Below are 23,423 nucleotides of genomic sequence, written 5' to 3' on the forward strand. Positions count from 1 at the left end.
ACTGCTTAGTGACCGTGTACGTGTTCGCCTGGCTTGAGCTGGTAAGTGGCACTGCAGTAGGGGCAAACGCCTGTTCCGGATTTGGTGACTTCAATATAGACACGGGGATGCATTGACCACAGCGGTGCCTTGGGGCCCGGGCAATAAACCGGCAGGTCGGTGGCGCCGACCTGGATGACGTCGGCGTGTGGTTTTGCAGAAGTGTCAGCGCTGCTCATGGCGTGTCCTGGTTGAAAATGTGAATGAGGCGATTGTACCAATTGACAACGACAGGGCCATGAAGTTCGTCAGTGGCGTGGCATTCGTATAAGATATGGGGTTTACCCTGAAATCAGGGTTGTTTTTACAGGGTCGCAGCCGTGACAAAGCTTTCCTTGTCCCAGGCACGGGCGCTGGCCAAAGCGCGTGCCATCAGAAGCTTCAACGAAGGGTTTCAGCAGGTGTTCCCCACCATGCTGGCGACCAGTCTGTGGGGGTTCGTGACGGGTATTGCCATGGTTAAAGCGGGCATGTCCGAATTCATGGCCAGTCTCATGACCTTGCTGGTATATGCCGGTTCAGCGCAACTGACGGCCTTGCCGCTTATTACGGCAGGCGCGCCGCTATGGCTTATTTTCGCAGCAGCCTGCGTGGTCAATATCCGCTTTGTCATTTTTGGTGCGGCGGTTCAACCGTTTTTCGGTCGTTACCGCTGGCCGGCTCGTCTGGGTCTGGGCTATTGGCTCTCTGATATGGGTTTTGTTCTGTTCATGTCGAAGTTTGCAGACGCCAAAAAGCGGGGCACGCCGCATCAGATGTGGTTCTATCTGGGTTTGATCATTCCAGGCTGGATTTCCTGGCAGGTGGCCAGTCTGGCCGGAATTTTCATGGGCGGTGTCGTCCCCCAGGGATGGGAACTTGAGTTTGCGGCAACGCTGGCCCTTATGGGTATCACCATTCCTTTGATCAAGAATATGCCGATGGCTGTGTCCATTGTTGTAGCCGGCAGTCTGGCCTGGCTGTGTCAGCCCCTGCCGTTGCGGCTGGGGCTGGCGGTGGCGGTTGTCGGCGGTATTGTGTCCGGTGTGGCTGCTGAAAAGTATCAATTGAAAGGGGGCGCCATGTTTGAACCAGGTTCCGACGCCTACATGTTGGCCGTCATTGGGCTGCTGACACTGTGCAGTGCCATTACACGTGCCGGTTATTTCGTCGTTGGCAATCGTATTCCACTTACCGAGAATGTGCGCCGGGCGTTGCGTTATGCCCCGCCCGCTGCCCTGATCGCTATTATCGTGCCCGAGCTTTTGCCTTGGGCCGAAGGCGGCCGGGCCTTTTTTGACGTAAAGCTGCTGGCCGCCGTGGTGGCCGTGGTGGTGTATGCGCGGACACGCAGCACTATTGCGGTTATTTTGTCGGGCATGGGGGCTTTTTGGCTGCTGCGCGCCCTTATATAAAGGCGCCTTCATTCTGAAGTCAAGCTAAGTCGTGGATATTTAACGACACTTTGCAGGGTATTCCTGCATTGCAGGTTAGGGTTGCCCGCCCGTGTGCGTTAAAATCCATGCGTTATCAAAGTCTGGCGGGGTGTTCTCGCCCAGGCGCAACCGTATTCAATGACAGACACTACTTCCCCCGACACGCCACAAATCACCTTTTCTGACTTGGGGTTGCACCCAGGTATTCTGCAAGCCATTGCCGCTACCGGCTACACCGTGCCAACGCCGATTCAGGCCCAGGCCATTCCTGTGGTCATGCAGGGGCGAGACGTCATGGGTGCGGCCCAAACGGGTACTGGCAAAACGGCTGCCTTCACCCTGCCTATTTTGCAACGGCTCATGCCGCTGGCCAATACCAGCGCCTCCCCGGCGCGTCATCCGGTACGTGCCCTGATCCTTACCCCGACTCGCGAACTGGCCGATCAGGTGGCCGAAAACGTGTCGCGGTACAGTGAGTCCATCCCGTTGCGTTCTGCCGTTGTATTCGGTGGGGTCGATATCAATCCGCAGCGCGAGGCCTTGCGTCGTGGTTGTGAAGTGGTTATTGCCACGCCCGGCCGTTTGCTTGACCACATCGAACAAAAAACATCAGTCTGGCACAGGTGGGCATTCTGGTTCTCGATGAAGCCGACCGCATGCTTGATATGGGCTTCCTGCCTGACCTCGATCGCATCGTGCGTCTGCTGCCGCAAAGCCGTCAGACGCTGCTGTTTTCGGCCACGTTCAGTAACGAAATCCGCAAACTGGGTCGCACCTGGCTGAAAGACCCTGTCGAAATCGAAGTTTCGGCGCGTAACGCGACGGCGTCGACAGTAACGCAAATTGCGTATCCGTTGTCCGGTGATGACAAGCGTGCGGCCGTGGTTCATCTGGTCAAGTCGCGTGGCCTGAATCAGGTTATCGTGTTTTCCAACACCAAAATCGGCACCAGTCGCCTGGCGGTTGCTTTAGGGCGCGACGGCGTCAAGGCCGAGTCCATCCATGGTGATAAAAGCCAGCTTGACCGCATGAAGGCTCTGGAAGCCTTCAAGGCCGGTGAGCTGGAAGTGCTGGTGGCTACCGACGTGGCTGCCCGAGGTCTTGATGTCGCCGGCGTGCCGTGTGTCATCAACTACGACTTGCCCTATAACGCTGAAGATTACGTGCACCGTATCGGGCGTACCGGTCGGGCCGGGGCGTCGGGTGAAGCCATCGCATTTTTCTCGCCCGACGAAGAGCGTTATCTGCTTGACATCGAAAAGCTCATCAAGACCAAAATTCCGCGTGGCACGTTGCAGTTGCCTGCCCGCGTCCGTGCGTCATCGGTTTCCGCAGCGCCGCGCGAGCGCAGTTCACGTACCTACGCCGACATGTCCTCACGCAAGCCGCTGGATGATTTCTTCACCAAGCCGTATGTGCCTTCAACGGTATCGGCTGCGCAGGGTGCTGGCGCCCAGTCATTACCTGCCAAGCCCGCTCGCAAGGCAGTGGGCGTTTTGCTCGGCGGTCGTTGATTTTTATATGTCGGCCGGTAACAGGGCTCAGGTAGCCGGTCTGCCGCCTTGGTCTGTGCCCATCGGCAGGTGTGTTCAGCCGGTCAGCAGGGTGGCCAGAGCGGGGGGCCTGCCGTTACTACTGGCATGCGGCTTACGGTTTCCAGCAGTTTGTCCAGATGTCCGGCATGTGGAAGCATCGGGCCGAAAAATAGTTTTTCCCACCCGCTTGCACCAGCAGTGTTGGAAAGTTCTCAACGTCTTCGTCGCCCAAAAGCTCGGGGAATTCTTCGATATCCACCCAAATAAATGTGTGCTGCGGCCATTTTTCGGCCAGCCGGGCAAACCCGTCGGCGTATTCGCGGCAGGTGTCGCACCATTGGGCGCAATAACAGACGACCAGATAATGCGGGTTACCCGGGTGGGCGGCAGCCAGGTTCAACTGGCGTTTAAGCGGTTCAATGTCGTCGGGAAGCGTATAAACAGGCATGAGCAGGTCAAACAGGCGTAACCAGAGCGGCGTAAAAAATCAGGTTTGGCTATCATAGTCGAATGTTTGTCAGGATATGAAAATGAAGTCTGGTTCTCAGGTAGTCATCAAAACATCAGATCCGCTTCAGGTGTCCGGGTTGAGTGCTGTCAGGCAGGCCTTTCGGCGTGCGTTGGTGTCGCAGTTTCACCCGCGCATGCTGTTTGCGCTGTTCTTGCCTTTCATTATCGCCTTGCTGGGGGCTATTGTGCTGTTGCTGGCCTTCTGGACGCCGCTTACCGGCTGGTTGACAGATCAGGTCGCAAGCTGGGGTGTCATCAACAGTATTGATCAGTTCATGCTGGGGCTTGGGCTGTTCTCGCTCAATCTCATCATCGTACCCATGTTGGCTGTTGGCATTTTGTTACCGCTGGCCGGCATTCTGGGGCTGGTCATTGCGGCTGTTTTTGTCATGCCGCTGGTATTGCGTCACCTTGAACAGCGTGACTACAAGGGTCTGAATCGTCAGGGGAAATGTCGACCGCCCTTGGTGTCTGGAACGCCGTCTGGGTGGGTGGGCTGTTTGCGTTGGGCTGGTTGGTTACCATGCCGCTCTGGTTGTTTCCGCCATTACCTATACTTTTGTCGGTATTTTGGTGGGCTTTTGCCTTTACCCGCATGCTTCGCGTTGACGCTGTCATCGAACACGCCAGTGCCCAAGAGCGGCGCATTATCTGGAAGCGTCATAACCGTCAGTATTGGCTGATGGGTACGATCATGGCTCTGGTCAACCTCTTTCCACCGGCCTGGCTCGTTTTGCCCGTCTTTTCGGCGCTGGTATTTGCCCACTTCAGTCTTGAAGCCTTGCGCCAGTTGCGCCAGGAAACTGTCATTGATGTCTGATCCTTCTCGAGGTAATGGTATGTCTGTTTCTTCAGTGCCGCGTGTGCGCCTGATTATCGTTGGCGATGAAATCCTGTCGGGGCGCCGTCAAGACAAGCATTTTGTCAAAATGATCGAATTGCTGGGTCAACGTGGCATGCAGCTTTCTGGGGCCGAGTTTGTTTCCGATGATCGGGCCAGCATAGCGGCGGTGCTGGCACGCAGTTTTGCCACCGATGACATCGTCTTCAGTTGTGGCGGCATCGGGGCTACCCCCGATGACCAGACCCGGCAAGCGGCTGCTCAGGCCCTGGGGGTTGATCTGGCGCTGCACCCCGAGGCTGAACGTCTGATTGTCGAGCGGTGTGCCGATAACGAGAAAAAAGGCCTGGGCAGTGCTGACATGTCGTTGCCCGAGAACCAGCAACGACTGCAAATGGGGGTTTTCCCGGTGGGTGCTGAAATCGTGCCGAATCCGTATAACAAGATCCCCGGGTTTTTTATCCGCAATCACACGTTTATGCCGGGGTTTCCCGTGATGGCCTGGCCCATGATGGAATGGACGCTCGATACCCGCTATCGCCATCATCATCATCAGGTGGTGCGTGTTGAGCATTCATTTCTGGTGTTCGGGTTACCTGAATCACGCATTACGCCGGCACTTGAGGCCCTCGAAGCGCGTTGGCCGGGCGTCAAGGCATTCAGTTTGCCCAGCATGGGGGCGAGGGGCGCCCGCACATTGATCTCGGGGTAAAAGGCGAGCCCCTGGCGGCTGCTGAAGCGCTTGCTTTCCTTAAAGATGCGGCACAGGCTGCGGGTGGAACCCTTACCCCTGAGCATGTTAGCGGGCATTGTTGCACGAGTCGTTGCGCTCGGGTAGTTGCCCTGGCCACCGGTCGGCTGCTGCTTTGTGGTAAAAAACCGCTTGCCAAAGCACAAAATATTTTCATAATATGGGAATGTTGCGTCGCATCATGAGCAGGCATGTCTATAGTTGATCCAAATCCTCTTAGGCCGGTAGCCAAACCAGCCAGTGTTGCCGATTCGCCGATCGCCATCCAGGTTCTCGAGCGTGCCATGCTGTTGCTCGATGTCCTGGCGCACCAGGCCGAAGCGGTACCCTCAAGATTCTGGCGGAAAAACCGGCCTGCACACCTCAACGGCCCATCGTATCCTGAATGATCTGGTGGCAGGCCGCTATGTTGAACGCGTTGACAGCGGTCTGTACCGTCTGGGCATGCGTCTGCTGGAACTGGGTTCGCTGGTTAAGGGGCGGCTCAATGTGCGTGAGGTCGCCGTCGAACCCATGCGTGACTTGCATCAGTTGACCGGTGAAACGGTGAATCTTTCGGTGCAGCAAAACGATGAAATTGTGTATGTTGAACGCGCCTGGAGCGAGCGTTCCGGCATGCAGGTTGTACGTGCCATTGGGGGCGGGCGCCCCTGCACCTGACGTCAACCGGCAAGCTTTTTTGTCGGTTTCCGACCCGCGCCAGGTCAAGGCCTATGTCATGCGTACCGGTCTTGCCGGCGCCACACCCAACAGTATTACGCAGGCCTCCAGGCTTGAGGAAGAACTGGCGCTGGTTCGTCGCACCGGGTATTCGCGCGATAACGAAGAGCTCGAGTTAGGCGTGCGTTGTATTGCCGCAGGGGTTTACGACGATGCCGGCAACCTGCAGGCCGGTCTTTCAATTTCTGCGCCCGCCGAACGTTTGCGTGAAGAATGGATTGATCTTTTACTCAAGACCGCTAACCGTATCTCGGCTGCCCTGGGCTTTGAAAGTGCATCAGCAGCCAGGCATAACGGCGTTTCCCCTTGAATATTGCACTGCAATAAAAAATTCATTGACACTTTGTTTTTAAAGGGTTAAATTTGAATTGTGCATTGCAACATAACCCTGACATAAAGGAAATCACCATGAGCGCAATCCCCCAACAACTGTTCGACAACCAGAAAGCTTCCTCGACAAGATCCTGGCTGCTCAGGGTTTGATTTTCGGTGGCTTTGAAAAGCTGGTCGACCTGAATCTGAAAGTCATGAAGGCAACGTTTGAAGACGTCGCCCAGAAGTCACATGAAGCTGTCGAAGTCAAAGACCCCCAGGAAGCCGTCGCATTTACGTCCAGCCTGATGCAGCCCGGTGCTGACAAGGTTATGGCCTACGGCAAGCATGTATATGACATCGTTTCATCGGTTCAAACCGAATTGACCCGTCTGGCCGAAGAGCAGCTGTCACAAGGCCAGCACCAGGTTCATGAAGCCATCGAGCAGCTGGCCAAGAACGCACCGACAGGTACTGAAGGTGCAATCGCCCTGCTGAAATCTTCGGTTGCATCGGCCAACAGCGCCTATGAAACCGTTGCCAAAGCGGCCAAACAGGCTTCCGAAGCAGCTGAGTCAAACATTACTGCCGCGACCAACGCAACGTTCAAAGCAGCTACTGAAGCCGCTGAAGTCGTCAAGTCGGCAACACCGCGTCCTGCAGCACGTCCCGGTAAAACGTCTTAATCGGCGCCCCATTGCCGAATGGGTTCAGGCGTAATGCCTGAACCGGCCAAGCCAGCGCCCAGCAAAAAGCCCGTCAGAACATGACGGGCTTTTTGCTTGAGTGTCAACGACATCTGCCCAATGTTACCGGTTCGGTTCAGAGCAGGCACCGCTTGAAATGATGATGCTGCCCGCGATTCACCTGCCTGCAGGCGGGCAGGTGTTGTCAGCCGCGTGCCTTTTCGATGGCGCGAACGCAGTCACGTATCAAGGCCGGGCCTTTGTAAATCAGGCCGGTATACAACTGGACCGCATTGGCGCCGGCGCGGATCTTTTCAACGGCCTGTTGCCCCGAAGCAATGCCTCCGACGCCGATAATTGAAAAGTCCGGCCCCAGCTGCTGGCGCAGACGCGCAATAACAGCCAGCGACAGCTCATGCACCGGGGGCCTGAAAGCCCGCCGGTTTCATTGGCGTGCGGCAACCCATTGACGGCATCACGTGACAAGGTCGTGTTTGTGGCAATGACGCCATCCACATCCTGGCTGGCCAGCACGCTGGCGATGACGTCTACCTGATTCTGGTCCAGATCAGGTGCAATTTTTACTGCCAGCGGGACACGTTTACCGTGCAGGTCTTCCAGGGCGCGGCGTTTTTCCCGTAGGGCGCCCAGCAGTTCGCCAAGTTCAGATTGGCCTTGCAATGCTCGCAGGTTCTGGGTGTTGGGTGATGAAATGTTGACGGTGACATAGTCGGCGTGCGGGTAAACCCCTTCAAGGCCAGTCAGGTAGTCTGAGACTGCATTTTCAATGGGCGTTGCCGCATTTTTACCAATATTCAGGCCAATAATACCCCTTGCGAGCGCCATTGGCTTTGCTGCACATTATTCAGAAAAACGGCCAGCCCCTTGTTGTTGAAACCCAGGCGGTTGATCAGCGCATTGGCCTGCGGCAAGCGAAACATGCGTGGTTTCGGGTTGCCATCCTGAGGCTTGGGTGTAACGGTGCCGACTTCAATAAACCCGAAACCCAGATTTGCGAGTGCGTCAATGTGGGCACCGTTTTTATCAAGACCTGCCGCCAGACCCACGGGGTTGCGCAAAGGCAGACCCATCAGTTGCGACGGCAGGCTGGGTGCATCGTGCAGCAGGCGCCGTGTGATGCGGCAGTCGTAGGCCTTTTGCAGCGATGACAAGGTGAGTTCGTGAGCCTGCTCGGCATCCATCGAAAACAGGGCCGGGCGGGTGAAAGAATAGGCGTTGAATAAAAAAGACATGATTCAGGGGCGTGATTGGGTGCAGACATCCAGATGCCATTGACGTAGATCTGGTGCGGCCCGAAATGGGATTTGTACGCCATTTTACGGCTTTCCGGGATCCAGTACCCCAGGTACAGCCAGGGCAGCCCTAATGCCTGACAGTGGCGGATTTGCCAAATGATGCCGTAAGTACCCAGACTGCCCTGGGCGTCCGGGTCGAAAAAGGTATAGACCGCAGACAACCCGGTATCCAGAATGTCGATGATCGAGACCATTTGCAAGGTTCCGTCGGAGGTGCGGAATTCAACCAGCGCGCTGTCAACCCGGCTGCTGAGCAAAAACTGTGTGTATTGTGCCTCGCTGTCTTCATCCATGCCGGCATTGGCGTGGCGTGAATGGATATAACGTTGGTACAGGCGGTAATGTGCAGCGTCGAAGGCCAGGGCACAAGGGTTGCCTGCAGATCGCTGTGGGCACGCCAGGCACGTTTCTGGGCGCGAGTGGCGCAGTATCTTTCGACGTCGATGCGAATGGGTTTGCAGGCCTGGCAGGCATCGCAATGAGGGCGATAGGTAAACGCACCGCTACGCCGGAACCCTTGCTCTACCAGACGACTGTAGACCGGCGTATCGACCAGATGGTTGGGCGCAGCCACTTGCGACCGCGCCAGCCGCCCTTCCAGATAGCTGCACGGGTAGGTGGCCGTGGCATAAAACTGCAGGCTGTGACAGTGCGGGTCGTTTGGGCGGCTCATGGTCTGACGGGCAAAATCAAGGTCGGCCCTATTATGCGCATTGACCGGCTTTCGATGCAAATACCCCGCCCTGTAATAGTGGGCCACGTTGCCATACTGGCCCGGGTTTGTCCAACGCCGATGTCAACCATTCCAGGAACATGTGGCGGGGTACGGGGCGAGCCCCCAGGCTGGACAGATGACGCGTTTCCTGCTGGCAGTCGATATAGTCAACACCGTTATTTTTCAGGAGGTTCACCAGATAGACGAGGGCAATCTTTGAAGCGTCCGTCATCCGGCTGAACATGGATTCGCCAAAGAAGAATCCGCCCAGGCTGACGCCGTAGAGTCCGCCGACCAGACGGCCTTCGTACCAGGTTTCAATGCTGTGAACATGTCCGGCAGTGTGCCAGTCACCGTAAACGGCCTTGATGGCAGGAGATATCCAGGTGCTGGCACCGTCGTGTCGCGGATGGCTGCAGGCGTCGATCACGCGTTCAAAGACCGTGTCGACGGTAACCTGCCAGGTGGGTGTTTGCTGCGTCTCTTGACGCTCGATCTGTCGCAGCTTTTTGGCCAGGGATTTCGATAGCTTCAAGGCATTGCAGGCCAGAACCATGCGCGGGTCGGGGCTCCACCACAGTACCGGGTCTCCTGGCTGAACCACGGAAAAATCCCTTTGCGGTATGCTTCCGCAAGACGTTCGACAGACAGATCCAGCCCTGCCGCCAGCAGGCCATCGGGTTGGGCCAAGGCGACGTCGGGCAGGGGCGAATCGGGGGTTACCCAGGGTAGAACGCTCATGCGAGGTCGTTCGGACTTATGATGGTGTCAGGTATGGCGTTTGGGGGCAGCTGGACATCGTAGCAGTGTATGGGCGGGCAAGCGCCGTCGTTGAAACAACCGTTGTTCAGATCATCAACATAGTGCTCAAGGGTGGTGATGACGGTACGGAATGCCAGCTCGGCCCAAGGGATGTCGGCAATGTCGAAGAAGCGTGCCTCGAGGCTTTCGGGGCCGGGTGCCAGCTCGGGGCTGAGTACCCGGGCCATATAAAAGAAATGAACTTGTTCGGCGTGCGGAACGTCAATGATGGTGTACAGCTTGCCCAGCTCAATTTGCGCACCGGCTTCTTCCTGGGTTTCGCGCATGGCCCCTTGCGCGGTTGTTTCACCCAGCTCCATGAAGCCTGCGGGCAGTGTCCAGGTGTTGTAGCGTGGCTCGATAGCCCGACGGCACAGCAGAATCTTGTTTTCCCAGATCGGGACGACGCCTACGACGTTACGAGGGTTCTGATAGTGCACAGCACCACATTGCTCGCAAACGGCGCGAGTTCGATTGTCATCAGGTGGCGTCATGTACGTCACGGGGTGGGCGCATTGGCTGCAGAATTTCTGTGAGCGAGGCGCAGGAAAATAAAACGATGCTTCGGGTGGGGTGGCCATGTGTTTTTATTTATGCGTGGGTTGTGCTGATGCAAACAGCATTAAGCATAGCCTAATGCGGGTTAAGCATAGCCTAATGCCGGATTACGCACAAAACCCATGATTGTTTCAACCTGGTCGGTTGGGCATACCTGTAGCGGAATACCTGTCGTGCCGGCTGACTGGAAGGGTGACAAAACGTTGAGTGTACTGAGCGATTGGGGCTGTGAAACGAGGTGATCGAGGTCGGGAGGCACGCCGTCGGGCTGTGAGAGTGTGTCGAGCACCTGCATCAGGTCGCGGCCAGCGACCAGGCCGGGGCCGAGATTGGTGCTGGCGTACAAGTGCCCGCTGTCATCAAGCAACCATGATAAAACGTCGTTGACATACGTGCCGGTGTGCGCCTGCAGCCGATTGCCGTCGTCTGTCGTATGCAAGATCAGTGGGGCGGCATCCAGTCGTACAAATACCCGTTGCGGGCCGTTCTGGAAAAACCAGCGGCCGGTATCGTCGTGGTGATAATTTCGGCTGATGAACCCGAGAATTTGCGCGTTGCTGATTGATTCGCCTGTGGGGTAGCGGTTGCCGGAGTCAGCAGACAGTGCCTTGCCATCGGGATGCAGCCGCCATTGACCGGTTGTAGTCAGGGATAACCAGCCGAAAATGTCAGGGACGTTTGGCCACCGGGCCATTGCGGCACGAACAAGGTCATCCATGGGCATTTAAGGGGAGGGGGTGGAGGCGCAACTCGGAATCGAACCGGGGTACACGGATTTGCAATCCGCTGCATAACCACTCTGCCATTGCGCCATTACGTACCTGATTGTACGTAAAAAGGGAAGCTTTTGTGAGCTTCCCTTTGGTATTTGGAGCGGGAAACGAGTCTCGAACTCGCGACCTCAACCTTGGCAAGGTTGCGCTCTACCAACTGAGCTATTCCCGCATGTGCACTTATCAGGTGCTTCTGAAGCATTTGGTTGCTTGCCTCAGGAAGCTTTGCATTATAACCTGTTTTTTTAGGTTTTGCAAGCAACTTTAAAATTTTTTAAAGTTGACTTTGCTTCTGCAAAGTTTTGCTGTTTTGCGTTGGCTTTAATGTTGCTATTTTTTAGCTACTTTTGGCCGCCGCGTTAATCAGCAAGAACGCTAATATAACACATATTTTTTTCGTTGCGCAAGGGGCCTGAATTCCTGTCTTGGGACCGGGCAGAAATACCCTGTTTTATATCGCTCGGAAACGTCCGGTTTGTGGTCGAGGGCATGGGTTCGAACGTCAGGGCGGGTTGTCTGCGGTGCCGTTGTCTGGCCGATGTTTTCATGCAGAACGTCGTGGTGTAATAGCGCGTTCACCCACTTTAAGTTTGTTGCGAAAGTTGCCATGTCATTAGAGGTCCAGTCAAAAGAGTTGTCGAGTATGAACACGTTGGGCCTGCGGTCAGTGGCTCCGACTTATGTTGACTATGTTGATGATGAGCAATTGCCAGAGTTGACGGATCTGGTGCGCCAGCATGATCAGACGTTTGTGCTGGGCGGCGGGAGCAATGTCGTTTTGCCCGAACAGATGCCGGGTCTGATGGTGCATGTGGCAACGCGTGGTATTGCCTTGGTCGATGAAACGCCTCGACATTGGTTCATTGAGGCTCAAGCCGGTGAAAACTGGCATGAGTTCGTGCGCGCGTGCCTTGATCAGGGCTGGGTCGGTCTCGAGAATCTGGCGTTGATTCCGGGAACCGTAGGGGCATCGCCGGTTCAGAACATCGGGGCGTATGGCGTCGAGCTTGAAACCCGTCTTGAACAGGTCAGTGCCTGGGATTTTCACGAGGGGCGGCTGCAGGTGTTCTCGCGTGACGCCTGTAATTTTGCGTACCGTGACAGCTTTTTCAAGCGGCAGCCGCAGGGTCGCTGGTTGATTACCAAGGTTTGTTTCGCCCTCCCGCGCCAGTGGGAGCCCAGAATTGATTACCCCGATCTGGTGGGGTGTCGTGCACTGGAGGCCAAAGGGCTTCTGCAACCGCAACACGTATTTGACGCTGTTTGTGAGGTGCGTCGCAATAAATTGCCAGATCCGGCCGTCCTGGGCAATGCCGGCAGTTTTTTCAAGAATCCGGTGGTCGATGCCGTGCAGTATCAGCACATCAAGGCCATCAATCCAGGTCTTGTGGCCTACGAGCAGGCTGACGGTACCTGGAAGCTTGCTGCGGGCTGGCTGATTGACAAGGCTGGCTGGAAAGGGTTTCGTGACGGGCCGGTGGGGGTTCATGACCGTCAGGCTTTGGTGCTGGTGAATTATGGCGGGGCTACGGCCGATGATATCCAGGCATTGGCTGGTCGCATTTGCGAAGATGTTTTTGCAAAATACGGTGTGGCGCTTGAGCAAGAGCCTGTCAGGGCAGGGTTGACATGAAAAGTGCCCGGCAACGGGCACTTTTCATGGGGTGCTTAACTGGACAGCACGTCTTGCATGTCGAACAGCCCGAATTCTTTGCGGGCCAGATAACGAGCGGCACGCAGGCTGCCTTGGGCATACGTGGTGCGACTGCTGGAGCGGTGGGAAATTTCGATGCGCTCGCCGGCACCGCAGAAATACACGGTGTGATCACCTACAATGTCGCCACCGCGCAGTACTGAAAACCCGATACGGCCGTCTTCACGGGCGCCGGTATGCCCGTGGCGTGCCCAGTCGGCAATGTCTTCGAGTTTTTCACCCCAGGCCCGGGCGACGGTTTCGCCCATGGCCGGAGCCGTACCCGATGGGGCGTCGACCTTGTTGCGGTGGTGCGCTTCAAAGACTTCAACATCATAGCCGCTGTTCAACAGACGGGCGGCCATGTCGAGCAGTTTCAGCGTCGCGTTGACACCCACGCTCATGTTGGGCGCAAACACAATGGCGGTTTTCTGGCTGGCAGCCTGGATGGCCTTTTTACCTTCCAGATCGAAGCCGGTTGTACCAATCACGCATTTGACCTGGTGCTTGATGCAGGCTTCCAGGTGAGTTAGTGTGCCTTCGGGGCGTGTGAAGTCGATCAGGCAGTCGGCATGGGCCAGTGCATCGAGATCATCGGTAATGTGGACCCCGGTGGTGTGGCCCAGGAAGCCACCTGCGTCTTGGCCGATACATGCCGAGCCGGTGCGGTCGAGCGCGACCGAAAGGGTAAGGTCAGGTGAGTTGATGACAGCTTCAATGAGCATGCGGCCCATCCGGCCGTCCGCTCCTGCGATGGCAATGCGCATAGGGGTCTCTTAGCGTAAAGGTTCGTTGACGGGCAGGCTTTGTATGCCGGGGCCAACAGGGCGTTCGGGGTTGATTTCAAGTTCGGTGTTCGGTGCGATTTTCGTGTCAATGGCCGCTTTGCGGTCGTTGGTCGAGGCGTCGCCCTGGTTGTCTTTGGCACCGGTGTCATAACGTTCGAACGGTTGGCGGTTTGGCGGTTCGTCACCCGCCCAGCGGACCAGTTGATCACCTTCGAACCATACCGTGAACTGGCGTTCTTCAGTGGCGCCATAACCAGGCTTGTTGAAGTAGGTGTAGTCCCAACGGTTGGTGCGGAAGATGTCTTGAAGCACGGGTGTGCCCAGAATGAAACGAACCTGCTCACGCGTCATGCCGGGTTCAAGGCGTGCCACCTGTTCGGCTGTAATCCAGTTGCCCTGTTGCACATCGGCCCGGTACGGGAAGCCCCATTTGGTACCACCGCAAGCCGTCAGGGCAAGTGCCAGCGCACTGACGGCCAGGCCGGTGCGCAGCGTTGAAAATAATGGTTTACGAGTCGTTAACACGAAGCGCCCCTGTCATTCAGGTTGAATAAAACCGTTATCATAAAGGCATAATGTCCATTAGCTATAGAGCCACCACATGAATGAACAAAATGAACTGAAAAGCATGGGTTTGAAGGCGACGTTTCCGCGCCTGAAAATCCTTGATGTTTTTCGAAAGTCCGACATGCGTCACCATAGTGCCGAAGATGTTTACCGGGCACTTATTGCCGAAGAGATCGATATCGGCCTGGCCACGGTTTACCGGGTGCTGACGCAGTTTGAACAGGTGGGTATTCTAACGCGTAGCCAGTTTGATGGCGGAAAGGCGGTTTTCGAGCTCAACGACGGTGATCACCACGATCACCTTATCTGTACCAATTGCGGCAAGGTTGCTGAATTTACCGATGCCGACATTGAAAAGCGGCAGCATCTTATTGCCGAACAAAAGGGCTTCGTGCTTGAAAGCCATACCATGATGCTTTACGGCATTTGCCCTGCCTGTCAGAAAAAGCGTCCCTGATCCGGTGCGCAGTACGCCCCGCCGTTCGGGGTTGGAAATGCAGGGAATGTTGGGGCCGGCTGTCGTGTCGGTGTACTTAGCCCCCAGCATTTCAGCGGCGTGCTGCCGTGTGGTGCCGGTAATATTCAGGCCGCCCAGCATGCGGGCCACTTCTTCAATACGGTCGGATGCCGACAGCTTGTCGATTCGTGATGCCGTTACCCCATGGGTTTGCGTCTTGCTGACCTTGAAATGGTGGGTACCGCACGAGGCAACCTGGGGCAGGTGGGTGACGCAAAGCACCTGGTGACGTTGCCCCAGTGACTTCAGCAATTGCCCGACCACTTCGGCGACGGCGCCGCCAACCCCGCTGTCAACTTCATCAAAAATAAGCGTGGGCACGCGTGCCGCCTGGCTGGCAATGACCGAAAGTGCCAGTGATAACCGCGCCAGTTCACCGCCGGACGCCACCTTCGCCAGTGCCCTGGGCTGACTGCCGGCATGACCGGCAACCAGAAACTCTACGGTGTCGATGCCGTGGGGGCCGGGTGTTCCGGGTGTTATTGAAACCTGGAATTGACCGCCAGCCATGGCCAGCGTCTGCATGGCCTCGGTAACGGCGCTGGCCATGTCGTGCCCGGCTTTGATGCGGGCCTGCGACAAGACGTTGGCGCATTGCTCGTAGTGTGCCCGTGCCGCGGTCGCCTGGGCTTCAAGGGCGTCCAGGTTGATGCCGGCGTGTGCCGACGCCAGCTTTTCATGTAACGATTGTGTCAGGAACGGAATTTCTTCGGGTTCGACACGAAATTTGCGTGCAACCTCGAAAACTGCCGACATGCGGGTTTCGGTGTGGTGCAGCTGATCGGGGTCCAGTTCAAGACTACTCAGGTAGCTGTTCAGGTCGGAGGCTGCTTCAGCGGTTGCGATACGCGCTGACTCAATGGTTTCGCAGATGCCTTCAAGCTGGCGGTCGTGGCGCAGCATGGTTTGCAATTGCTGGGCCGCAAGACCAAGGGCGCGGTGGGCCGAACCTGTTTCGCCGTCAAGGGCGTCAAGGGCTCGCGTCGCGTTCTCAATGAGGGCTTGGGCATGGGCCAGACGGTTTTGCTCTGCCGACAGGGTCTCCCATTCGCCTTCAGCCAGATTTAATTGATCAAGTTCAGTCACCTGCCACTCGAGACGCTCGCGCTCTTCCTTGAGCGTGTTGATTCGCGCCCGTGCGTCGGCCAGTTGTTTGTCCAGTTTTTGCCAGACCTGCCAGGCGTTGGCCACGTCGGTGACCAACGTGGCGTAACCGCCTTGCATGTCGAGCAGGTCGCGTTGACTGGCCGGTTTGAGCAGACTTTGATGGGCATGTTGCCCATGTATATCGACCAATTGTTCGCCCAGATCGCGCAGTTGCGTGAGGGTAACCGGTACACCGTTGATGTAGGCCCGGCTTTTGCCTTGCAGGTCGATGACCCGGCGCAGCACCAGGGTGCCATCGGCATCGAGATCGTGTTCGGCGAGCCAGGCCTGCAGGCTGGCAGGGGTGTCGAATACCGCGTTGATGTCGGATTTTCTGGCGCCATCACGGATGAAGGCTGTATCGGTTCGTGCCCCCAGTGCCAGGGACAGGGCATCGATGAGGATGGATTTGCCGGCACCGGTTTCCCCGGAAAAACCGTGAAACCCGCGTCGAAATGAATTTCGGTGTGCTCGACAATAACGAAATCTCGCAGGCTCAGGGCACGCAGCATGGTTATTCGGCCTCGTCTGACAGGGTGGGCATCCGGTTCCACAGAAGCTTTCGTCGCAGCGTTGAAAAAAGCTGTAACCGGAGGGGTGGATAAAGCGGATGGGATCGCGCGCGCGGCGTACCTCAATGCGGTCGCCGGCCTGGCATTCGGACCAGGTTTGCATGTCAAAGTGGACACTGGCGCCAGACTCAACCCGGCTGAGCGACGTTATGGTAATGCCAAGAACCCCGGAATCGGGGATGACAATAGGCCGGTTGGACAGGGTTTGCGGCGCCACCGGCACCAGCAGAATGGTGCGCAATTGCGGGTGCAGGATAGGGCCGTTGGCCGCCAGGGCGTAGGCCGTGGAACCGGTTGGGGTCGAGATGATCAGGCCATCGGCGCGCTGGTTGTACATCAGGCTGTTGTCAAGGTCGACACTGAGTTCGATCATGCCGCCGCGGCCGGCGCGGTTGATGACGACATCGTTCAGGGCAACCCCGAGAACATGATGCGGTCACCGCGCATGACGCGCCCTTCGAGCAAAATGCGCTCTTCGATATCGAAGTTGCCCTTGATGACCCGTTGCAGGGCGGTGGCTGCGGTATCAAGCGGTATGTCGGTGATGAAGCCCAGGCGGCCATGGTTAATGCCAATGAGCGGTACGCGGCTGTGCGCCAGCATGCGGGCAGCCCCCAGCATGGTGCCATCACCACCCATGATGACGGCCAGATCGGCCAGGTTGCCGATGTCGGTGTATGACGCGGTGGGGAATTCAGTGACGCCGGTATTGACCGCCGTATCGGTTTCAACAAGCACAGTGCAGCCGGCAGTTTGAAGTGTTGCCGCCAGTGCGCGCAGCGGTGCATCCAGGCCACGATCCTGATAGCGACCGATCAACGCTACAGTTTTGAAATGCATTGTGCCGATACCTTGTTTATGATGGAGACATTCAGATAAATTAATTATATGTTCGACGAGAATTTGTTGTTGCCGCTGAACGACAACTTTGTCATCTTGCGGCGTAAGGTTTAAAAATGGACATGGACGACAGATCCAAGGCGCTGCTCAAGGCGCTCATCGAGCGTTACATCGCCGATGGGCAACCGGTCGGGTCGCGTACCCTTTCCAAAATGTTCGATCTTTCCCCGGCCACGATACGTAATGTCATGGCCGACCTTGAAGAGCTCGGTCTGATTCACAGCCCGCATACATCGGCCGGGCGTATCCCTACGCCGCGTGGTTACCGGTTGTTTGTCGATCGTTTGCTGGCAACGCAGCGCTTTGAAATTTTGCAGCCCTCGCAAATCCGTGAAATGTTGCCTGCTTCCGAGCCAACCCGGGCGGTCAATGCGGCGGCTACCCTGCTGTCCAATCTGACGCATTTTGCCGGGGTCGTGCTGGCGCCCAAGCGCTCGCAGGTATTCCGGCAAATCGAATTCATCCGGCTCTCTGACAAGCGTGTTCTGCTCATTATCGTGACGCCCGATGGTGATGTCCAAAACCGTATCCTGTTTGTACAGCGTGATTATCTTGACCAGGAATTGACCGAAGCCAGCAATTTTTTCAATGCGCATTTTGCCGGCAGGTCGTTCGATGAGGTGCGTGGGGCCATCACCGAAGAGCTGTCTTCGCTTCAAGAAGATATTTCGCGCCTGATGCAGCAGGCGGTTGAGGCAGGAACCGCAGCCGACGATACCGACGACGGCGTGGTTATTTCGGGTGAAAGCAAGTTGCTTGACATTACCGATATTGCCTCAGACATGGACCGTTTACGCCGCATGTTTGCACTCTTCGAGAAAAAACAGATCTGCTGCAACTGCTTGATGTGTCCAGCCGGGCACAAGGCGTGCAAATTTACATCGGGGGCGATTCACGGCTTGTCCCGCTTGAAGATGTCTCGGTCATCACAGCCCCCTACGGTATAGACGGTAAAATCGTGGGCACGCTCGGGGTCATCGGGCCATCGCGTATGGCCTACGATCGCGTTATCCCGATCGTCGATATTACGGCGCGCCTGTTGTCTAACGCGCTCAGTCATCACACCGCCTGAATCCCGCACGACCCTGTCTTTTTGTCGCTGCGGGCTCACATCGAACTCACCTGAAATCAAGGCCAGTCATGTCCAGTTTTTTGCCGTCGCGATACTTGCCCGAAACCCCTGATCCTTACGGCCTTGACCCTCATCCTCCGTTCCGCCCGGCCGGGCCGGTCGGTGTGCTGGTGGTGAATCTGGGTACGCCCGACGAGCCTACGGCACCGGCAATTCGTCGTTATCTCTCCGAGTTTTTGTCTGACCCGCGCGTCATTGAAATTCCGCAATGGGTTTGGCAAATTATTTTGCAGGGCATCATTTTGCGGGTTCGTCCACGCAAGCTGGTGCCTCGTTACCAAGGCATCTGGCTTGATGGGGGCTCGCCGCTGACGGTGTACAGCCAGGTGCAGGCCGACGCTGTACAGCAGCGTTTGCGTCAGCAGGGGGTTGATGTCCATGTTGAATTGGCGATGCGGTACGGTAATCCTTCGATTCCGCAGGCCATCAACCGGTTGCGTGAAAAGGGCTGCGAACGCATTCTGACTGTGCCGCTGTATCCGCAATATGCCGCCAGTACCACGGCCACAGCGGTTGATGCCGTGTGCCAGTATGCCGGTCGCTTGCGTAACCAGCCCGAGATGCGGTTCATCAAGCGCTATCCCGCACTACCCGCCTATATCGACGCCATGGCGGCCAAAGTGCGGCAGCTTTGGGATGAGCAGGGGAAGCCTGAGCGCTTGTTGCTGAGTTTTCATGGTCTGCCCCAGCGCACGATCAACCAGGGGATCCTTATCATCGTGACTGCATGGATACGGCAGCCGCCTTGCGTGCACGCCTGGGTACAGATGGCGACCTGGTGCATGTGTCGTTCCAAAGCCGTTTTGGTGCCGAGAAATGGCTGGAGCCCTACACGGAACCGACGTTACAGGCGTGGGCAAAGCAGGGCATCCGTCGTGTCGATGTCATGTGTCCGGGCTTTCTGGCCGATTGCCTCGAAACGCTGGAAGAGATTCAGATCGAGTGTCGCGATGCCTTTATCGAGGCAGGCGGCGAGGCCTTCCGTTATATTCCATGTTTGAATGATGACCCGACTTGGGCAGATGGCTTGACTGAACTGGTCAAAACGCATTTGCAGGGCTGGTATTAAGGCCGCGTCTGTGGCGTTAACGAGACGGTGCCGAAATTCCGGTCGGGTCTTGAAATGGGGGCGTGTGCCCCCATTTTCCCAAGACCGAATTATTTGAAGTGGAGAGCTCCCGTATGTCGACAAATCATCAGCCCCTGGATCCCAACGATGAAAACCAGGCCCTGAATCCCGAAGGTCAGACTGGCGCCGAAGTGCCGGCCGAGGGCGATCAAGATCTGGCTGCGCTGCTCGAGGCGGCACAGGCCCAGGTGGTTCAGTATCACGATGAACTGTTGCGGGCCAAGGCCGAGGTCGAGAATATTCGACGTCGTGCGCAAGACGATGTGGCCAAGGCGCGCAAGTTTGGCACCGAGTCGTTTGCAGAAAGTCTGGTGCCGGTGAAAGACAGCCTCGAGGCTGCTCTGGCGGTGCCCGATCAGTCCTCGCAGGCCTGGCGTGAGGGTGTTGAAATCACCCTCAAGCAACTGGTTGCGGCGTTCGAGCGCAATCTGATGAAAGAAGTGGCCCCTGCCGCCGGCGACAAGTTTGACCCGAATGTTCATCAGGCCATTTCATCGGTGCCGTCAGAATTCCCCGAAGGGGCAGTTGTGCAGTTGCTGCAAAAGGGCTACACCATTGCAGACCGCGTCTTGCGTCCCGCGCTGGTCATGGTGTCGTCCGGCTCGCAGGGCTGACGGGTTGCCATGTCGGGCATGGTTTTGCGGGCCACTTCGCGAAAATGTGGGCCACGCCATAAAAATTCAGGCAAATGTCTTGAAATGGTGGCTGGCAACCCCACCTACATGGCAACACACTAGATTCCTACCAATTTAAAATTTTTCAGGGCTAATTATCATGGGCAAAATTATTGGCATTGACCTGGGTACCACCAACAGCTGCGTTGCAGTCATGGATGGCGGCAAGGTCAAGATCATCGAAAACGCTGAAGGTGCGCGCACGACGCCGTCAATCATTGCTTACATGCAAGATGGTGAAATTCTGGTAGGTGCGCCCGCCAAGCGTCAGGCGGTAACCAATCCGGCCAACACCTTGTACGCCGTCAAGCGCCTTATTGGTCGCAAGTTTGACGAAAAAGCCGTTCAGAAAGATATCGACCTGATGCCGTACAAAATCATCAAGGCCGATAACGGTGACGCATGGGTTGAAGCGCAGGGCAAAAAGCTTGCACCTCCTCAGGTGTCGGCCGACGTTCTTCGTAAAATGAAGAAAACAGCGGAAGACTATCTGGGTGAGGAAGTCACTGAGGCAGTCATTACCGTGCCGGCCTACTTTAACGACAGCCAGCGCCAGGCCACCAAAGATGCGGGCCGTATTGCCGGTCTTGAGGTCAAGCGCATCATCAACGAACCAACCGCTGCAGCGTTGGCGTTTGGTCTCGACAAATCTGAAAAGGGCGATCGCAAAATTGCGGTGTACGACCTGGGCGGTGGCACGTTCGATATTTCCATTATTGAAATTGCCGATCTTGACGGTGAAAAGCAGTTTGAAGTGCTGTCGACCAATGGCGATACCTTCCTGGGCGGTGAAGACTTTGACCAGCGCATCATCGACTACATTATCGACGAATTCAAGAAAGAAAGCGGCGTCGATCTGTCCAAAGACATCCTGGCCTTGCAACGCCTGAAAGAAGCGGCCGAAAAAGCCAAGATCGAACTCTCGTCCACGCAGCAAACTGAAATCAACCTGCCCTACATCACGGCAGATGCGTCCGGTCCCAAGCACTTGGCCCTGAAAATTTCACGTGCCAAACTCGAGGCCCTGGTGGAAGAGCTCATCGAGCGTACCATCGAGCCTTGCCGTATCGCGATCAAAGACGCGGGCGTGAAAGTGTCAGAAATCGATGACGTGATTCTGGTCGGCGGCATGACACGCATGCCCAAAGTTCAGGAAAAGGTCAAAGAGTTCTTCGGCCGTGAACCGCGTAAAGACGTCAACCCCGATGAAGCGGTAGCTGCAGGTGCAGCGGTACAGGGCTCGGTATTGTCCGGCGACCGCAAAGACGTTCTGTTGCTCGACGTGACACCGCTGTCGCTGGGGATTGAAACCCTGGGCGGCGTCATGACCAAAATGATCAACAAGAACACCACGATTCCTACCCGCTTCTCGCAGGTATTCTCAACAGCCGACGACAATCAGCCGGCCGTCACGATCAAGGTGTTCCAGGGCGAACGTGAAATCGCTGCCGGCAACAAGGCCTTGGGTGAGTTCAACCTTGAAGGCATCCCGCCATCGCCACGTGGTGTGCCGCAAATCGAAGTGACCTTCGACATCGATGCCAACGGTATCTTGCACGTGTCTGCGAAAGACAAGGGTACAGGCAAAGAGAACAAGATCACCATCAAGGCCAACTCGGGGCTTAGCGATGAAGAGATCGAGCGCATGGTCAAAGATGCCGAGGCGCACGCCGAGGAAGACCATCGCATTGCCGAGCTGGCGATGGCACGCAACCAGTGCTGAAGGCCTTATTCACTCCACGCGCAAGTCGCTGGAAGAATACGGCAGCCAGCTCGATGACGCCGAAAAAGGTGCCATTGAAAGCGCCATCAAAGAGCTCGAAGAGGTCTTGAAAGAAGGCGAGAAAGACGCTATCGACGCCAAGGTCGAGGCCCTGACGACGGCAGCCCAGAAACTGGGTGAAAAGATGTATGCCGATATGCAGGCCAAGGCTGCTGCGCAGGGTGGTGCAGAAGGAGCCACTGCTGGCAAGCCTGCCGATGACAACGTTGTTGACGCGGACTTCAAAGAAGTGAAGCGCGACCAGTAAGGTCTGACCTTGTTGGTCAAGGCCCGGTTTCTGGTCTTTACCGGAAATCGGGCGTTCTTATTCATGTACACGCAAGGCGTCGTAGCGACGCACTGAACAATTATGGCAAAACGCGATTTTTACGAAATTCTGGGCGTAGGCAAGAACGCGACCGATGACGAACTGAAAAAGGCTTATCGCAAACTCGCGATGAAGTACCACCCTGACCGTAATCCGGACAGCAAGGAAGCCGAAGAAAAGTTCAAAGAGGTCAAAGAGGCCTACGAGATCCTGAGTGACGAAAGCAAGCGCGCTGCCTACGATCGTTTCGGGCATGCCGGCGTTGATCCCAATGCGGCCGGAGCCGGTGGCATGGGAGGTATGGGCGGTGCCGGCTTTGCCGATGCCTTCGGTGACATCTTTGGCGAGATTTTTGGCGGTGGCGGTGGTGGTGGCCGTCGGGGTGGTCCGCAAGTGTATCGGGGCGCCGACCTCAAATACACGCTCGACATCACGCTTGAACAGGCGGCTAACGGTTTTGACACTGAAATCCGTGTGCCCAGCTGGGAAAATTGCGATACCTGCAAAGGGTCTGGCGCCAAACCCGGCACCAAGCCCCAGACATGCCGCACCTGTGGCGGTAATGGTGCCGTTCGCATGCAGCAGGGCTTTTTCAGTGTCCAGCAAACCTGCCCAACGTGTCATGGCAGCGGTCAGGAAATTACCGACCCCTGTGCAGCGTGTGATGGCGTGGGTCGCATTCGCAAGAATAAAACCTTGCAGGTCAAGATTCCGGCCGGTATTGATGATGGCATGCGCATTCGCTCGGCCGGTAACGGCGAGCCAGGTGTTAACGGTGGGCCTCCGGGTGATCTGTATGTTGAAATCCATCTCAAGCCCCACCCGATTTTCCAGCGCGATGGTGAAGACCTGCACTGCGAGTTGACCATTCCGTTCACGACGGCGGCACTGGGCGGCGATATCGAGGTGCCCACCCTGTCGGGCAAGGGGTCCATCACGATTCCCGAAGGCACGCAAACCGGGAAAACATTCCGGTTGCGCGGCAAAGGCGTCAAAGGGGTGCGTTCAAGCTATCCGGGTGACCTGTATTGCCACGTTGTCGTCGAAACGCCAGTGCGGCTTACTGAAGACCAGAAAAAACTGTTGCGTCAGTTTGAGGCTTCGTTGAATCAAGGGGGCGAAAAGCACTCTCCCAAAAGCGATTCATGGACGGACAAAGTCAAAAGTTTTTTCAGCTGATGCGGCGTAAGGCGGCGTCGCACAGGTCCGATTCCTGAACGCCTGTTTCAAAAAACTGCCCGGC

Annotated in this window: 10 protein-coding genes, 2 tRNA genes and 15 pseudogenes; 14 read left to right on the forward strand and 13 right to left on the reverse strand. The window is 56.6% G+C overall.

Going from position 1 to position 23,423, the window contains the following annotated elements; translation table 11 throughout:
* Positions 1 to 5 precede the first annotated feature (5 nt).
* The gene (locus N7E01_RS12630; RefSeq protein WP_289173122.1) at positions 6 to 218 is read right to left on the reverse strand and encodes a zinc-finger domain-containing protein; all 213 of its coding nucleotides are present in this window, start codon (positions 216 to 218) and stop codon (positions 6 to 8) included.
* A gap of 234 nt (positions 219 to 452) precedes the next feature.
* On the opposite strand from N7E01_RS12630, the pseudogene N7E01_RS12635 reads away from it, so the two are divergent.
* From N7E01_RS12635 to N7E01_RS12645, 3 genes and pseudogenes are all read left to right on the forward strand, one after another.
* Positions 453 to 1,082 (forward strand): annotated as a pseudogene (locus N7E01_RS12635) (AzlC family ABC transporter permease); the annotation flags it as partial.
* Between the two features lie 45 nt (positions 1,083 to 1,127).
* Positions 1,128 to 1,433, forward strand: coding sequence for an AzlD domain-containing protein (locus N7E01_RS12640; protein ID WP_289175810.1), 306 nt, complete (start codon positions 1,128 to 1,130; stop codon positions 1,431 to 1,433).
* Positions 1,434 to 1,592: 159 nt separating this feature from the next.
* Positions 1,593 to 2,968: pseudogene (locus N7E01_RS12645) on the forward strand (DEAD/DEAH box helicase).
* A gap of 83 nt (positions 2,969 to 3,051) precedes the next feature.
* Here the strand turns inward: N7E01_RS12645 and N7E01_RS12650 are convergent.
* Positions 3,052 to 3,437: pseudogene (locus tag N7E01_RS12650) on the reverse strand (thioredoxin family protein).
* An 82-nt stretch (positions 3,438 to 3,519) separates the two neighbouring features.
* On the opposite strand from N7E01_RS12650, the pseudogene N7E01_RS12655 reads away from it, so the two are divergent.
* The 4 pseudogenes from N7E01_RS12655 to N7E01_RS12670 all read left to right on the forward strand — a co-directional run bounded on the left by N7E01_RS12655 (position 3,520) and on the right by N7E01_RS12670 (position 6,809).
* A pseudogene (locus N7E01_RS12655) lies at positions 3,520 to 4,319 on the forward strand (EI24 domain-containing protein).
* Between the two features lie 19 nt (positions 4,320 to 4,338).
* Positions 4,339 to 5,132: pseudogene (locus N7E01_RS12660) on the forward strand (competence/damage-inducible protein A); the annotation flags it as partial.
* 150 nt (positions 5,133 to 5,282) lie between these two features.
* A pseudogene (locus N7E01_RS12665) lies at positions 5,283 to 6,121 on the forward strand (IclR family transcriptional regulator).
* Between the two features lie 98 nt (positions 6,122 to 6,219).
* A pseudogene (locus tag N7E01_RS12670) lies at positions 6,220 to 6,809 on the forward strand (phasin family protein).
* A 205-nt stretch (positions 6,810 to 7,014) separates the two neighbouring features.
* On the opposite strand, the pseudogene N7E01_RS12675 reads toward N7E01_RS12670, so the two are convergent.
* The 7 genes and pseudogenes from N7E01_RS12675 to N7E01_RS12705 all read right to left on the reverse strand — a co-directional run bounded on the left by N7E01_RS12675 (position 7,015) and on the right by N7E01_RS12705 (position 11,144).
* Positions 7,015 to 8,062 (reverse strand): annotated as a pseudogene (locus tag N7E01_RS12675) (quinone-dependent dihydroorotate dehydrogenase).
* Positions 8,063 to 8,079: 17 nt separating this feature from the next.
* Positions 8,080 to 8,798: pseudogene (locus N7E01_RS12680) on the reverse strand (arginyltransferase); the annotation flags it as partial.
* A gap of 31 nt (positions 8,799 to 8,829) precedes the next feature.
* Positions 8,830 to 9,581 (reverse strand): annotated as a pseudogene (gene aat, locus N7E01_RS12685) (leucyl/phenylalanyl-tRNA--protein transferase).
* A complete protein-coding gene (locus N7E01_RS12690; protein WP_289173123.1) occupies positions 9,578 to 10,222 on the reverse strand; it encodes an NUDIX hydrolase in 645 nt (214 codons plus the stop codon). The pseudogene aat and the gene N7E01_RS12690 overlap by 4 nt, the downstream one beginning before the upstream one ends.
* 62 nt (positions 10,223 to 10,284) lie before the next feature.
* Entirely contained in the window at positions 10,285 to 10,917 is a 633-nt protein-coding gene (locus N7E01_RS12695; protein ID WP_289173124.1) for a DUF2946 family protein, read from the reverse strand.
* A gap of 20 nt (positions 10,918 to 10,937) precedes the next feature.
* Positions 10,938 to 11,011: transfer RNA gene (locus tag N7E01_RS12700), tRNA-Cys, on the reverse strand.
* Positions 11,012 to 11,068: 57 nt separating this feature from the next.
* Positions 11,069 to 11,144: transfer RNA gene (locus tag N7E01_RS12705), tRNA-Gly, on the reverse strand.
* 435 nt (positions 11,145 to 11,579) lie between these two features.
* On the opposite strand from N7E01_RS12705, the gene murB reads away from it, so the two are divergent.
* Positions 11,580 to 12,605: a UDP-N-acetylmuramate dehydrogenase gene (gene murB / locus N7E01_RS12710; protein ID WP_289173125.1), complete on the forward strand. Its 1,026-nt coding sequence runs from the start codon at positions 11,580 to 11,582 to the stop codon at positions 12,603 to 12,605.
* Positions 12,606 to 12,640: 35 nt separating this feature from the next.
* Here the strand turns inward: murB and dapB are convergent, their stop codons facing one another.
* Positions 12,641 to 13,432: a 4-hydroxy-tetrahydrodipicolinate reductase gene (gene dapB, locus N7E01_RS12715; protein ID WP_289173126.1), complete on the reverse strand. Its 792-nt coding sequence runs from the start codon at positions 13,430 to 13,432 to the stop codon at positions 12,641 to 12,643.
* A gap of 9 nt (positions 13,433 to 13,441) precedes the next feature.
* On the reverse strand, positions 13,442 to 13,978 hold the full coding sequence (locus N7E01_RS12720) for an outer membrane protein assembly factor BamE (RefSeq protein ID WP_289173127.1): 537 nt from the start codon (positions 13,976 to 13,978) through the stop codon (positions 13,442 to 13,444).
* Between the two features lie 76 nt (positions 13,979 to 14,054).
* Between N7E01_RS12720 and fur the strand changes: the two genes are divergently transcribed.
* A complete protein-coding gene (gene fur / locus N7E01_RS12725) occupies positions 14,055 to 14,477 on the forward strand; it encodes a ferric iron uptake transcriptional regulator (protein ID WP_289173128.1) in 423 nt (140 codons plus the stop codon).
* A gap of 81 nt (positions 14,478 to 14,558) precedes the next feature.
* Here fur and recN read toward each other — a convergent pair.
* Together recN and N7E01_RS12735 are read right to left on the reverse strand one after the other, a co-directional pair.
* Positions 14,559 to 16,195 (reverse strand): annotated as a pseudogene (gene recN / locus N7E01_RS12730) (DNA repair protein RecN); the annotation flags it as partial.
* 2 nt (positions 16,196 to 16,197) lie between these two features.
* Positions 16,198 to 17,095 (reverse strand): annotated as a pseudogene (locus N7E01_RS12735) (NAD kinase).
* A 122-nt stretch (positions 17,096 to 17,217) separates the two neighbouring features.
* Here N7E01_RS12735 and hrcA point away from each other — a divergent pair.
* The 5 genes and pseudogenes from hrcA (at position 17,218) to dnaJ (ending at position 23,359) form a co-directional block, all read left to right on the forward strand.
* Positions 17,218 to 18,227 (forward strand): annotated as a pseudogene (gene hrcA / locus N7E01_RS12740) (heat-inducible transcriptional repressor HrcA).
* A 68-nt stretch (positions 18,228 to 18,295) separates the two neighbouring features.
* Positions 18,296 to 19,356, forward strand: a pseudogene (gene hemH, locus N7E01_RS12745) (ferrochelatase).
* A 113-nt stretch (positions 19,357 to 19,469) separates the two neighbouring features.
* Complete coding sequence (gene grpE / locus N7E01_RS12750) at positions 19,470 to 20,030, forward strand: nucleotide exchange factor GrpE (RefSeq protein ID WP_289173129.1); 561 nt, start codon at positions 19,470 to 19,472, stop codon at positions 20,028 to 20,030.
* A 160-nt stretch (positions 20,031 to 20,190) separates the two neighbouring features.
* A pseudogene (gene dnaK, locus N7E01_RS12755) lies at positions 20,191 to 22,120 on the forward strand (molecular chaperone DnaK).
* 102 nt (positions 22,121 to 22,222) lie between these two features.
* Positions 22,223 to 23,359, forward strand: coding sequence for a molecular chaperone DnaJ (gene dnaJ, locus N7E01_RS12760; protein WP_289173130.1), 1,137 nt, complete (start codon positions 22,223 to 22,225; stop codon positions 23,357 to 23,359).
* Positions 23,360 to 23,423 lie beyond the last annotated feature (64 nt).

The organism is Neopusillimonas aromaticivorans (genome assembly GCF_030344915.1).
In the GTDB taxonomy this organism is placed as follows: domain Bacteria; phylum Pseudomonadota; class Gammaproteobacteria; order Burkholderiales; family Burkholderiaceae_B; genus Neopusillimonas; species Neopusillimonas aromaticivorans.

What these genes read in the sequence shown, in the direction of transcription:
- N7E01_RS12630 (WP_289173122.1), bottom strand. Translation starts at nt 218, where the DNA reads ATGAGCAGCGCTGACACTTCTGCAAAACCACACGCCGACGTCATCCAG.
- N7E01_RS12640 (WP_289175810.1), top strand. Translation starts at nt 1,128, where the DNA reads ATGTTGGCCGTCATTGGGCTGCTGACACTGTGCAGTGCCATTACACGT.
- N7E01_RS12690 (WP_289173123.1), bottom strand. Translation starts at nt 10,222, where the DNA reads ATGGCCACCCCACCCGAAGCATCGTTTTATTTTCCTGCGCCTCGCTCA.
- N7E01_RS12695 (WP_289173124.1), bottom strand. Translation starts at nt 10,917, where the DNA reads ATGGATGACCTTGTTCGTGCCGCAATGGCCCGGTGGCCAAACGTCCCT.
- murB (WP_289173125.1), top strand. Translation starts at nt 11,580, where the DNA reads ATGTCATTAGAGGTCCAGTCAAAAGAGTTGTCGAGTATGAACACGTTG.
- dapB (WP_289173126.1), bottom strand. Translation starts at nt 13,432, where the DNA reads ATGCGCATTGCCATCGCAGGAGCGGACGGCCGGATGGGCCGCATGCTC.
- fur (WP_289173128.1), top strand. Translation starts at nt 14,055, where the DNA reads ATGAATGAACAAAATGAACTGAAAAGCATGGGTTTGAAGGCGACGTTT.
- grpE (WP_289173129.1), top strand. Translation starts at nt 19,470, where the DNA reads ATGTCGACAAATCATCAGCCCCTGGATCCCAACGATGAAAACCAGGCC.
- dnaJ (WP_289173130.1), top strand. Translation starts at nt 22,223, where the DNA reads ATGGCAAAACGCGATTTTTACGAAATTCTGGGCGTAGGCAAGAACGCG.